Below are 12,993 nucleotides of genomic sequence, written 5' to 3'. Positions count from 1 at the left end.
AAGTAAGTTTATAAAACAAAAGCATATTTCCGTCCAATTTCGGACAAAAATATGCTTTTAATTGGCTTTAGCGTTGATGAAGTGGACGCGTCCCCACTACTCGCTACTCATGCTCGAACTATCCCCGTCGAATCCATAAACGGCCCCGAGGTAAAATAGTCTTAAACTTATTAAAGCAAATGTTTGCCGCGAGTTTATTAAAGCAATCGATTGCCGCAGCGGCAAAGTTTTGGTTTAACTCTCAAAAAACCCGCTCTATGAGCGGGTTTTAAGTATGGAGGCGAGGGGAGTCGAACCCCTGTCCGAAAATATCGCCACACAGGCATCTACGGGTGTAGTCACAGTTTTGATGTCACCCGAGCAGCGCGCCGTAACCCGCTCTGCGTTGGGTCAGCCTGATTGTCTTCTTCCGTCGACCCCAGGCGGAGACCGAAGCGGCGTATCCCACTAAAGTTGGGCCCCTATCCCGGCACATGGGCGATGCAGGGTAGAAGCTAGCTCACAGGTTATTAAGCTGCGAAAGCTAATTTAGGTTGTTGTTTGCCATTTAATAGGCTTTAGCGTTGATGAAGTGGACGCGTCCCCACTACCCGCAACCCGCGCTCGAACTATCCCCGTCGAATCCAAAAACGCCCCCGGATTGCCTTCCGCTTCGTTCATTCGAACCAAGGAAGGTGAAAGGTATAGCTTGATGCTCTTTCGTTGCTGCTTACTTAGTATAACACAATCGGACGAGAAACGAACGTCCATGTTCATGGAAGCTCAGGCAGCTATGTGGCAAAACTGCCACTCGCCATTATCTCGCGATCTTCTGCTTCTCGCGAAGCGCGCGCTGAATGTCGCGCTGTGCGTCCCGCTTTGCCGCGGTTTCGCGCTTGTCGTACTGCTTCTTCCCTTTGCCCAGTCCCAGCAGCAGCTTGGCGTAGCCGTTGCGGATGTACACCTTGAGCGGCACCAGCGTGTAGCCTTCCTGCTTGGCATGACCCAGCAGCTTGGCAATTTCGGCCTTCTTCATGAGCAGCTTGCGCGCTCTGGTCGGGTCGGACGGATTGCTCCGGTTCCCCTGTTCGAACGGGCTGATGTGCATGTTATGGACAAAAGCTTCGCCATTACGAATCGTCGAAAAGCTGTCGGACAAGTTCGCTTTGCCTGCACGCAAGGATTTGATCTCCGTTCCGGTCAAAACGATGCCGCACTCATACGTATCTTCAATAAAGTAGTCATGTGACGCCTTCTTGTTCTGGGCGAGCACTTTGCCATCGGCCTTCTTCGTTGCCACCGCGGGATCCTCCTTCCGCAACGCACGCGGAAAAAAGCATGCGTGAACTTGCTACAATGTGCAACCTATTGTAGCAAGTTCACGGCGGAAATGCAAGAAGCGGCGACTATTTCCGCCGCTTCTTGCCACCGCCGCTCCCGCCGCCCGTTCCACGGCGGCGGCCGCTCTTGGCGAGCGCGTTCACGCCGCTCGCCCAATCGCCCGCGCTGCCCGCCGCGGGCGAGGCGCCAACACCCGCCAGGGCTTCGCCCCCCAGCGAAATGCCACTGCGGCGGCCACCGCCTTTACCGGCTTTGCCGCCCTTCGCGGTCTCGGCGCCGCCAGCTCGCGCGCCGCCGCCCTTGCCGGGCTTGCCTGCGGCCCGGGCCCCAGCTTTCCCGCCGCCGCCGGCAAAGCTGCCTGCCTTGCCGCCTTTGCCGCCTTTGCCGGCTTTGCCACCGCGGGCAAAGCCCGCCTTGTCCCCGCCGCGCACAAAATTCGCCTTGCCGCTGCCGCGCGGCTTCATGTCGACCATCTCAAAATCGACGGTCCGCTCGTCCATGTTCACCCGCGCTACGCGCACCTTGGCGCCGTCGCCGATGCGGTAAATTCGCGACGTACGCTCACCAATGAGAGCGTGCTGCATTTCATGATAGTGGTAATAATCGTCCGTCAAATCGCTTAAACGGATCAAACCTTCGACGGTATTATCCAGCTCGACGAAAATGCCGAAATTGGTAACGGACGAGATAATACCTTCGAATTCCTCGCCGATTTTGTCCAGCATGTACTCGGCTTTTTTCAACGCTTCCGTTTCCCGTTCGGCTTCGACAGCTACCCGCTCGCGTTCGGACGATTGCCGCGCGATGTCGTCCATGCGCCCGGCCAGCGATTCGTGGCGCTGATCCGGCAGCACTCCGACTGCCAGCACTTCCCGAATGACCCGATGAATGATGAGGTCCGGGTACCGCCGAATCGGCGAGGTGAAGTGCGAGTAAAACTCGGCCGCCAGCCCAAAATGCCCCAAGCTCTGGGCATCGTAGCGCGCCTGCTTCATCGAACGAAGCATCACTTTGCTGATCACGGTTTCTTCCGCAGAGCCGCGAATTTCTTCCAGCAGGGATTGCAGCGCCCGCGGGTGTACCGTGTTACCTTTCCCTCTAACCACATAGCCGAAATTCGTAATGAATTCCATAAAATGCATCAGCTTCTCCGCGTCCGGATCTTCATGAATCCGATACAGGAACGGCACTTTCAGCCAATGAAAATGCTCCGCTACCGTTTCATTCGCGGCAAGCATGAATTCCTCGATCATCATCTCGGCAATCGATCGTTCGCGTTTGACGATGTCGGTCGGCTTGCCCTCGGCATCGACCAAAATTTTCGACTCCTCAAAATCGAAATCGATCGCCCCGCGCTTCATCCTTCTGCTGCGCAGCTTCATGGCCAGCTCTTCCATCAGCTTGAAATCTTCCAGCAAGTACTCGTAACGCTCCAGAAGCTCAGGCTCGACTTCCTCATCCGTCAAAAGCTTGCGCACGTTGGTATACGTCATTCGTTCGCTTGTACGAATCACACTGGTAAAAATATCGTGCCTAACCACCTGCAAATTCTCGTCGAATTCCATCTCACAGGACATCGTCAGCCGGTCTACACGCGGGTTCAGCGAGCAGATGCCGTTGGACAGCCGGTGAGGCAGCATCGGAATGACACGGTCCGTCAAATAAACCGAGCAGCCGCGGTTATACGCTTCCCGATCGAGTGCTGAGCCTTCTCTGACATAGTAGCTGACGTCGGCAATGTGCACGCCCAGCAAGTAGTTGCCGTTATCCAACCGTTCGACGTTCACCGCATCGTCCAAATCTTTGGCATCTTCCCCGTCGATGGTCACAATGCGCTTGCCGCGCAGATCCCTGCGGCCTTGAAGCTCCTCTTCGCTGATCGCATCCGGGGCGGCATCCGCCTCCAGAATCACTTCTTCAGGAAAAGCCTCCGGCAGCTGAAATTTGCGGACAATCGCCAAAATATCGACGCCCGGATCGTCTTTATGGCCGAGAATCTCAATGACTTCCCCTTCAGCCGCGGCCCGGCCTTCCGGATAGCTGACGAGCTTGACGACTACCTTTTGCCCTGTAACCGCCCCCATGAACGCATGCTGAGGTATAAAAACATCCCGTGTCATCCGTTTATCGTCCGGCACTACGAACGCATACGTTTCCTGACTCTGAAAAGTTCCGACGATCTGCGTATTCGCACGGGATACTACCCGCACGACCTCGCCTTCCATCCGGCCGCCTCCCTGGCTTTTGGATGTAACCCGGACAAGAATCATATCCCCGTTCATCGCCGTATTCATATCGTTGGCGTGTATGTACACGTCAGGGTGATCCCGGTCGTCGGGAATGAGAAAGCCGAAGCCTTTCGCATGCGCTTGCAGCTTGCCACGAATTAAATTCATTCGCTCCGGCACGCCATAACGGTCGTTGCGGGTCCTCAAAATCAATCCTTCCTGCTCCAAATGGTTTAAAATTTTCAAAAACTCTTTAAATTCGTTGGCATTCCCAACGCCAAAATGCTTTTCGAGCTCCTGATAAGTCATCGGTTTATAGGCCGTTTCCTGCATAAAGCTCAAAATTTCTTTTTCTGTTATCATGTATTGTTCACCTTCTTGTAATTTTCACGGATAAGCTTCCTGCTTGCCGGGCTGCAGCTTCAAAGACCGGATAAATGAAGAAATGTCCTCATAGATCTTGTCTCTTTCTTGATCCAGCAGCATTCCGTGGGACGACTGCGGATAGTAATGCACTTCTTTGATTGCCGAATTTATTTTCTTATACAAAAATGCGGCGCTTCGGTGCAGGACGACGGCGTCCATGGCTCCTTGTCCGATCCATACCGGCGCAGCTACCCGGGGGAGCAGCTTTTTCGCCTGCTTCATTAGTTTACGCAAACTGACTATGGAACGAATCGGCGTTTTGGTATACGCACATGACTCATCCAGCAGCGTAGGGATGTTCTTGGGCTTCTTTTCCACATAGGTGATAAAATGCTGCAGCATGACCGCAAGCGCTGTCTTCCGTGTTGCCAGATATACCGGAGCAGCCAGCGATACGATGCCTGCGGCATTCCGCTCTGCGGCCAGCATGAATGCGAGCAGCCCGCCCATCGAATGGCCTACGACTACAACATGGCTGCACTGCGAGGCCAGCTCGTCATAGCTTGCTTGCACGTGCCCATACCAATCCGTCCATTCGGTTCGCAGCATCTCTTCCGGCGAAGTGCCGTGGCCCGGCAGCCGAATCGCATGAATCGTGTACCCCTGATCCTGCAAATAATAGCCGATTCTTCGAAACTCCGACGGCGTTCCCGTAAAGCCGTGAATCATTAAAATTCCGGTTTGCCCGTTCGCCCCGCTGCCCTGCCAGAGGAAGGGCTCCGTCGATTTATATATTCTATTCTCGCCCATTTTTCTCCGTTGCACTCCTGCACACATAGACTTTCGTTGTAAAATGAAAAAACAGCAGGAGTAATGTTCCCCTGCTGTTATCGTTTTATGTGTGCTAAGCTTTCACTACGTAAGCTACGACAATGGAGAGAATGAAAAATGCGGCAGCAAGCCCCATCGTGAAACGGGACAAGAACAGCTCTAAACCGCGCGCTTTTTGCTTGCCGAACAAATGCTCCGCACCGCCGGAAATAGCGCCGGACAACCCCGCACTTTTACCCTTTTGCAGCAATACGATGCAAATTAATCCGATTGAAGCTATGATCAACAAAACCTTGAATAAGATTACCATGTTAGCACCCCAATAGCCTGATCTTTGCCTATACATTCAGCATGAGTATTTTAACATAGTTCGTCCAAGATTACAATTCCTTTCCTAATTCCGGTAGGAAGCTGCCGGCGATTGCGGGTGATTCGCTCTGTTTCCCCTGCGGCCCAAAAATGCCTGAACGGCCTGTTTTGCGCACCATAAGGAAAACAACAAGAAAAACGCGGCCCATACGATAGCAGGCACACCCGTATAAAGGGCCAGGTTTGTAGCATCGCCTGCCGCACGCGCATTTCTCCATGCATACAGCACCAGCGATAACGGCCCGAACACCGATTCCTCCAGGCAAAGGAAAGCGAGCAGCAAATAATAGATGTCCCGCAGCCATTTGGGAGCTAACGCCAGGGCAAGTACGGTTATGGCGATCAAGCCGATAATAAACGTAATGCCGAACGCGTTCCGCACGAACAGCACTAAAGAAATCACGGCCAACACTGTCATCACTTGAAGTCCCAATCGCTGCTTCCCTCTGGCATAAGCCGAGAATAAAAACCAGGTGAACAAGGATGCCGTCGTATAACCGGCGAGCGCAACCGGAACAATCGACCACGACTTCGTGATTAAAGAGTGCGTAACCCCGCTGTGGTTGGCGTAAAGCTCGATATACTGCACTTTCCCTGAAAGCGCAAGCGTGACGGCGGCATGGCCGAACTCATGAACCATCGTATCCAAATTGCGAAAAAAAGAAGAGGGGATCCAATGAGTCAGCAAAGCGGAACCTATCAAAAATAAAATAGTCTTCACCCAATTGCTCATCGTGCAACCCCCTCCCGGTATTAAATTATGTGAAGCGAAGCGAAATTATTTGAAGTTTTTCAGGTTGTAGAATGCTTTCTTCCCTGCGTATTGAGCTACGGAGTGCAGCTCGTCTTCGATGCGAAGCAGTTGGTTGTACTTCGCTACGCGGTCCGTACGGGAAGGAGCGCCTGTTTTGATTTGGCCGGCGTTGGTAGCAACGGCGATGTCAGCGATTGTGCTGTCTTCGCTCTCACCGGAACGGTGGGAGATAACCGCTGTGTAACCTGCGCGTTTTGCCATTTCGATAGCGTCGAAAGTTTCGGTCAGCGTACCGATTTGGTTTACTTTAACCAAGATGGAGTTGCCGATGTTTTGCTCGATGCCTGTAGACAAACGGCTTGTGTTCGTTACGAACAGATCGTCGCCGACGAGTTGTACTTTGCCGCCCAGTTTCTCAGTCAGCAATTTCCAGCCTTCCCAATCGTCTTCGGAGCAGCCGTCTTCGATTGTGATGATCGGATATTTGTCGACCCATGCAGCAAGGAAGTCTACGAACTCAGCAGGAGTGTAGGATTTGCCTTCGCCTTCAAGGTGGTATTTACCGTCTTTGAAGAACTCTGTGGACGCAACGTCCATACCCAGGAACACGTCAACGCCCGGTTTGTAGCCTGCGCGCTCGATAGCGGCGATGATGGTCAGGATGGCGTCTTCGTTGGAGCTCAGGTTCGGAGCGAATCCGCCTTCGTCGCCAACTGCCGTGTTCAGGCCTTTTTCTTTCAGAACGGATTTCAGGTTGTGGAAAATTTCCGCGCCGATGCGAAGCGCTTCTTTGAAGTTGGCTGCGCCTACTGGCAGAACCATGAACTCTTGAACGTCGACGTTGTTGTCGGCATGCGCGCCGCCGTTGATGATGTTCATCATCGGAACAGGCAAAGTTTTCGCGTTGAATCCGCCCAGGTATGTGTACAGAGGCACGTCCAAAGCGTCGGCAGCCGCGCGGGCTACAGCCATGGAAACGGCCAGAATTGCGTTAGCGCCCAATTTCGCTTTGTTCGGAGTTCCGTCCAGCTCGATCATTTTGCTGTCGATGCCGACTTGGTCCAGAGCGTCCAATCCGATAATTTCCGGAGCGATGATTTCGTTCACGTTCTCAACGGCTTTCAGAACGCCTTTGCCGAGGTAACGGGCTTTGTCTCCGTCGCGAAGCTCAACGGCTTCGTATGCGCCTGTGGAAGCGCCTGAAGGCACAATTGCGCGGCCGAAAGCGCCGGATTCGAGGTATACTTCCACCTCAACAGTCGGATTGCCGCGGGAGTCAAGCACTTCGCGAGCGTAAACGTCAGAAATAATAGTCATCGTTGATAACACTCCTTTTATGTTGGTTAGTATGATTATCGCTTGATGATGGTGGAACCCGTCATCTGCTCAGGCTGCTGTACTTGCAGGAAGTCCAGCATCGTCGGGGCGATATCCGCCAAAATTCCGCCATCTCTTAGTGTAACAGATTTGTCCGTAACAATAAAAGGCACCGGATTTGTCGTATGCGCCGTGTTCCGCGTTCCGTCCGGATTCGTCACAACGTCCGCATTGCCGTGGTCGGCGGTGATGCACACGACGCCGCCTTTGGCCAAGATCGCTTCGACGACTTTGCCCAGGCACTCGTCTGTAGCTTCGATAGCTTTCACCGTAGGCTCCAGAAGCCCGGAGTGGCCGACCATGTCAGGGTTGGCAAAGTTCAGGATAATGACATCCTGGCGCTCCGCTTCAATTTCCTTCACAGCCGCTTCCGCTACTTCGTATGCGCTCATTTCAGGCTGCAGGTCGTAAGTAGCGACCTTCGGCGACGGAATGAGAATGCGGGTCTCGCCCGGCAGTTCCACATCGCGCCCGCCGCTGAAAAAGAACGTCACGTGCGGATATTTTTCCGTCTCAGCGATGCGCAGCTGCTTCAGATTGTTCTGGGCCAGCACTTCGCCGAGCGTGTTGTCGAGATCTTTAGGTTTATACGCGACAAAGCCGTCTACGGATTCGCTGAACAAAGTCAGGCACACGTAGTAAAGATTACGGGGAGCTTTGTCCCCGCGGTCAAACCCGCGGAAATCCTCGTTCGTAAACACTTGCGAAAGCTGGATGGCCCGGTCGGGACGGAAGTTGAAGAAGACGACCGCGTCGCCGGACTCCACGAGCCCTACCGGTTTGCCGTCAGCGCCTACGATGACGGTCGGCATGACGAACTCGTCGAAGACCGACTTTTCATACGAATCGATGATCGCTTGCATCGGATCGGTATAAGTCGGGCCTTCGCCGTAAACCATCGCGCGGTACGATTTCTCCGTACGTTCCCAGCGCTTGTCGCGGTCCATCGCGTAGTAGCGGCCTTGCACGGTGGCAACTTTGCCTACGCCGACTTCCGCGATTTTGTGCTGCAAGCTTTCCATGTACTTTTTCGCCGAATCCGGAGCCACGTCGCGGCCGTCTAGGAAAGCGTGAATGTACACTTCTTCAAGCTGCTCTTTTTTCGCGAGATCGAGCAGTGCGAACAAATGCTGAATGTGGCTGTGCACGCCGCCGTCGGAGAGCAGTCCGTACAGGTGCAGCTTCTTCCCGGTCGATTTGGCGTGGCGAACGGCGCCGAGCAGCGTCTCGTTATCGAAAAATTCGCCGTCGCGAATCGATTTGGAAATCCGGGTCAGGTCCTGATACACGGTACGTCCCGCTCCGATATTCAGGTGCCCTACCTCGGAATTCCCCATCTGTCCTTCCGGCAAACCTACGGCTTCGCCGCTTGCGATTAAGGTCGTATGCGGATAAGTCGACCAGTAACGGTCGTAGTTGGGCTTTTTCGCGTGTGCGACCGCATTGCCCTGCTCCTCCGAACGAAGCCCGAAGCCGTCGAGAATAATCAGCGCTACCGGTTTCGGTCTGGACATCTTACTTCGCCCCCTCGACGAGCTGGATGTAGGAAGCAGGCTCCAGGCTCGCTCCGCCTACAAGCGCGCCGTCAATGTCAGGCTGTGCCATGTACTCGGCAATGTTGTTCGGTTTCACGCTGCCGCCGTACTGAATGCGAACCGCATCCGCCACGGAAGCCCCGTACAAACCGCTCACCAGCTGGCGAATATAGCCGATTACGTCTTGAGCGTCTTCCGCTGTGGAAGATTTGCCGGTACCGATCGCCCAGATCGGCTCGTAAGCGATAACGACTTTAGCCGCTTGCTCCGCGCTAAGGCCTTGGAAAGCCGCCTCTGTCTGCACTTTGCAAACTTCTTTGGTTTGACCCGCTTCGCGCTCTTCCAGCTTCTCGCCTACGCACAGAATCGGCGTCAAGCCGTGTTTGAATGCCGCTTGAACCTTTTTGTTCACGATCTCGTCGGTTTCGGCAAAATACGCTCTGCGCTCGGAGTGTCCGATAATGACATATTCTACGCCCAGCTCTTTCAGCATAACGCCGCTGATTTCGCCGGTGAATGCGCCGTTATCTTCGAAGTGCAGGTTTTGCGCGCCGATATGGAGGGTTGTGCCTTTAACGGCTTCAACCAGAGCGGGAAGGTTTGTGAACGGGGAGCAGATTACGCTCTCTACGCCGTCTACTTCCGCCCCGCCTTTCACTTCGTTTACAAAACTGACCGCTTCGGAAACGGTCTTGAACATTTTCCAGTTGCCTGCGATAATCGGTTTTCTCATCGAAAGATCCTCCCTTATTTATCGTTCAGAGCCACAACGCCCGGCAGTGCTTTGCCTTCCATGAACTCCAGGGAAGCTCCGCCGCCTGTCGAGATGTGGTCCATTTTGTCAGCCAGATGGAATTTCTCAGCAGCCGCCGCGGAATCTCCACCGCCGATAACCGTGTAGCCGGAAGTGGCAGCGCAAGCTTCAGCTACAGCGCGGGTGCCGTGGGAGAAAGGCTCGATTTCGAACACGCCCATCGGTCCGTTCCAAACGATCAGTTTGGATTTTGCAATGACGTCCGCATAAATTTCACGGGTTTTCGGCCCGATGTCGATGCCTTCCCATTCAGCAGGGATGCCATCCACCGGAACGATTTGCGTGTTCGCGTCGGGTCCGAATTTGTCGGCGACTACGATATCGACCGGAAGCAGGAAGTTCACGCCTTTTTCTTTCGCTTTGGCAATAAAACCGAGCGCCAGGTCAAGCTTCTCGTTGTCCACGAGAGATTTGCCGATCTCGTTCCCTTGCGCTTTCAGGAATGTATAGGACAAGCCTCCGCCGATGATCACGTTGTCTGCAATGTTCAGCAAGTTGTTGATCACGTCGATTTTATCCTTCACTTTCGCTCCGCCGACAATCGCGGTAAAAGGACGCTCCGGATTGTTCAGCGCTTTGCCGAGCACATCCAGTTCTTTTTCCATCAAAAGACCGGATACGGCCGGCAGATGATGTGCGATGCCTTCCGTGGAGGCGTGAGCGCGATGAGCCGCACCGAACGCGTCGTTCACGTACAGATCGGCCAATTCGGCAAAAGCTTTCGCCAGAGCGGGATCGTTCTTCTCTTCGCCTTCGTAGAAACGAACGTTTTCAAGCAGCAGCACATCGCCGTCTTTCAGCGCAGCGACTTGCGCTTTAACTGCTTCACCGATCGCCTCGTCGGCTTTCGCTACCGGCTTGCCAAGCAATTCAGCCAGTCTTGCGGCAACCGGAGTCAGACGAAGCTCTTCGGCCACTTGACCCTTCGGACGTCCAAGGTGGCTCGCCAAAATGACTTTTGCGCCTTTTTCAATCAGGAATTTGATTGTAGGCAGCGTTTCTCTGATCCGGGTATCGTCTGTGATTTGACCGTTTTCCAGAGGTACGTTGAAATCTACGCGAACAAACACTTTTTTGCCGGATACTTCAACATCACGGACACTTTTTTTATTCATGGAACAGGCCTCCCGAGCGGTTTTTTGGTAACAATCACACACAAAGAGGAGAATCGCTTCTCCTCTTCAAGTGTCTACAAGTGTGCTGATTATGAATTACAGACCTTTGCTTGCGATGTAAGCGGCAAGGTCAACGACACGGTTGGAGTAGCCCCACTCGTTGTCATACCAGGAAACCACTTTCAGCATGTTGTCGCCAACTACCATTGTGGACAGGGCATCGATCGTGGAGGAAGCAGGATCTCCGTTGTAGTCGCTGGATACCAGAGGCTCGTCGGAGTAGTTCAGGATGCCTTTCAGAGCGCCTTGAGCCGCTGCTTTCAGAGCTGCGTTCACTTCGTCTACAGTTACGTTGACTTTTGTTTCTACAACCAGGTCCGTAACGGATACGTTAGGCGTAGGAACGCGCATAGCCATACCGTTCAGTTTGCCTTTCAGTTCAGGCAGAACAAGGCCGATCGCTTTAGCTGCGCCAGTGCTGGAAGGAATGATGTTCTCAGCGGCTGCGCGGGCACGGCGAAGGTCTTTGTGCGGCAGGTCAAGCACGGATTGGTCGTTCGTGTAGGAGTGAACAGTAGTCATCATACCTTTAACGATACCGAATTGGTCGTTGATCACTTTCGCGAACGGAGCCAAGCAGTTAGTCGTACAAGAAGCGTTGGAGATTACAGTGTGCGCAGCAGGATCGTATTTATCTTCGTTAACGCCAAGAACGATTGTAATATCTTCGTCAGTTGCAGGAGCGGAGATGATTACTTTCTTAGCGCCGCCTTTCAGGTGAAGGGAAGCTTTTTCTTTCGCTGTGAAAATACCGGTAGATTCAACAACGATTTCAGCGCCTACGGAAGCCCAAGGCAGGTTTCCAGGGTCGCGCTCAGCGAATACTTTGATGGAACGGCCGTTCACGATCAGTTCGCCTTCGCCAGCTTCTACAGTAGCGTTAAGTTTGCCGTGAGTTGTGTCGTACTTGAGCAAGTGAGCCAATGTTTTTACGTCTGTCAGATCGTTTACTGCCACGATTTGAACTTCAGTGCTGTTCAGAGCTGCGCGGAACACGTTGCGTCCAATACGTCCGAAACCGTTAATACCTACTTTTACCATAGCGAATTCCTCCTAAGATTTAAAAATTATATGGTCAAGACGGTCAAAAAGACACGTCATGATGGCATTTGTGGGGCATGCTTCATAATTTCCAGCGCGGCGGCTTCATCCGTCACGAGCACGTCTTCCTGGCCGTGAAGCAGTACGGAAGCGATCGCTTCCCCCTTGCTCTTGCCGCCTGCGACGCCGATGACGACTTCAACGCGCTGAATGTCTTCCAGCCTGAGGCCGACTGTAGCCATCTTGTGGACGACATTTCCTTGCCGGTCAAAATAATAGCCGAACGCTTCGGCCAAAGCTCCTTCTTCCTGCAAGCTTTGCGTCGTCTGGGCATCCACCTTGCGCCTGCGGGCCATGACCATAGCTTCTCCGATTCCGTGTACGACGATGCGGCAGCTGCGCACGACGTCGACAACCTCCTGGATCTGCGGGTCCTGGATCAAAGTCTGATAAGCTTCTTCGCCCAAATGGTCGGGCACATGCAAAAGCCTGTATTTGCCGCCTGTCTTTTTGGCCATAATGGATGCGATGGTGTTCGCCTGCATATCCACGCTCTCGCCGAGTCCGCCCCGGGCCGGTACGAACCAACTGCCCTTCATGCGCGACGAGATCGTCAAATGGTTCGCAACCTGCGCCATCGTCGATCCGCCTGTTACAGCAATGACATCGTCTTTGGCGACGTGTTTGCGCAAAGCGGCTGCTCCTGCCCGTCCAAGCTCCTTCTTCGTGAAGGCGGAGACGTCCGAATCGCCGGGCACGACGATGACCTGGGCGATTTGAAACGCCCGGCTGATGCTCTCTTCCAGGTCCGTCAGGCCGAAAGCGGCTTTAATGATCGGCTCCATCTTCTCCAGAAGCCGGTGGCCGGATTCGCTGACCTTCATGCCGGTGGCATCCGTCTCCAGCAGGCCCAGCTCCTTGAGGAACTCAACCTCGCCGCGCAGGACGCGCTCCGTCATATCGAGCGAGCTGGCCAGCGTTCTTCTCCCTACGACACCGGAAACAAGGATGTGGCGCAGAATCGAGTAACGTTTTTTCATAACATCCATGAGGTCCGGCAAGAGCTGCTTTTGAATGTCAAGGATTTCTCTCATATGACGATCACAACGCTCCTGCTCCATTGATTGGACGTTTTATGTCCCGGGTATGCATTTTTCGTCCCACCCGAGCAAAAAAAATTGAG

11 protein-coding genes and 1 other RNA gene are annotated in these 12,993 nt (G+C 53.7%); all 12 read right to left on the bottom strand.

Annotated elements, in window-relative coordinates:
* Positions 1–272: 272 nt before the first annotated feature.
* The 12 genes from ssrA to AC3G2T_RS13515 all read right to left on the bottom strand — a co-directional run bounded on the left by ssrA (position 273) and on the right by AC3G2T_RS13515 (position 12,904).
* Positions 273–637: a transfer-messenger RNA gene (ssrA, locus tag AC3G2T_RS13570) on the bottom strand.
* A 159-nt stretch (positions 638–796) separates the two neighbouring features.
* Entirely contained in the window at positions 797–1,279 is a 483-nt protein-coding gene (smpB, locus tag AC3G2T_RS13565; protein WP_474682767.1) for an SsrA-binding protein SmpB, read from the bottom strand.
* A 106-nt stretch (positions 1,280–1,385) separates the two neighbouring features.
* Positions 1,386–3,911: a ribonuclease R gene (gene rnr, locus AC3G2T_RS13560; protein ID WP_488435787.1), complete on the bottom strand. Its 2,526-nt coding sequence runs from the start codon at positions 3,909–3,911 to the stop codon at positions 1,386–1,388.
* 24 nt (positions 3,912–3,935) lie between these two features.
* The gene (locus tag AC3G2T_RS13555) at positions 3,936–4,724 is read right to left on the bottom strand and encodes an alpha/beta hydrolase (protein ID WP_474682769.1); all 789 of its coding nucleotides are present in this window, start codon (positions 4,722–4,724) and stop codon (positions 3,936–3,938) included.
* A gap of 94 nt (positions 4,725–4,818) precedes the next feature.
* A complete protein-coding gene (secG, locus tag AC3G2T_RS13550; protein WP_474682770.1) occupies positions 4,819–5,055 on the bottom strand; it encodes a preprotein translocase subunit SecG in 237 nt (78 codons plus the stop codon).
* A gap of 84 nt (positions 5,056–5,139) precedes the next feature.
* On the bottom strand, positions 5,140–5,847 hold the full coding sequence (locus AC3G2T_RS13545) for a M50 family metallopeptidase (protein WP_474682771.1): 708 nt from the start codon (positions 5,845–5,847) through the stop codon (positions 5,140–5,142).
* 45 nt (positions 5,848–5,892) lie between these two features.
* Positions 5,893–7,185 carry a phosphopyruvate hydratase gene (gene eno, locus AC3G2T_RS13540; RefSeq protein WP_488435786.1) on the bottom strand — a complete coding sequence of 431 codons (1,293 nt, stop codon included), beginning with the start codon at positions 7,183–7,185 and terminating at the stop codon, positions 5,893–5,895.
* 35 nt (positions 7,186–7,220) lie between these two features.
* A complete protein-coding gene (gpmI, locus tag AC3G2T_RS13535) occupies positions 7,221–8,759 on the bottom strand; it encodes a 2,3-bisphosphoglycerate-independent phosphoglycerate mutase (RefSeq protein ID WP_488435785.1) in 1,539 nt (512 codons plus the stop codon).
* A 1-nt stretch (position 8,760) separates the two neighbouring features.
* On the bottom strand, positions 8,761–9,513 hold the full coding sequence (gene tpiA / locus AC3G2T_RS13530) for a triose-phosphate isomerase (protein ID WP_474682774.1): 753 nt from the start codon (positions 9,511–9,513) through the stop codon (positions 8,761–8,763).
* Positions 9,514–9,527: 14 nt separating this feature from the next.
* Entirely contained in the window at positions 9,528–10,709 is a 1,182-nt protein-coding gene (locus AC3G2T_RS13525) for a phosphoglycerate kinase (protein WP_474682775.1), read from the bottom strand.
* 96 nt (positions 10,710–10,805) lie between these two features.
* The gene (gap, locus tag AC3G2T_RS13520) at positions 10,806–11,810 is read right to left on the bottom strand and encodes a type I glyceraldehyde-3-phosphate dehydrogenase (protein ID WP_488435784.1); all 1,005 of its coding nucleotides are present in this window, start codon (positions 11,808–11,810) and stop codon (positions 10,806–10,808) included.
* 56 nt (positions 11,811–11,866) lie between these two features.
* A complete protein-coding gene (locus tag AC3G2T_RS13515) occupies positions 11,867–12,904 on the bottom strand; it encodes a sugar-binding transcriptional regulator (RefSeq protein WP_488435783.1) in 1,038 nt (345 codons plus the stop codon).
* Positions 12,905–12,993: the final 89 nt, after the last annotated feature.

The sequence above is a fragment of the Paenibacillus sp. sgz302191 genome (assembly GCF_057749925.1).
The sequence above is the reverse complement of the archived record's forward strand: the minus strand, read 5'-3'. Positions and strand labels throughout refer to the sequence as shown.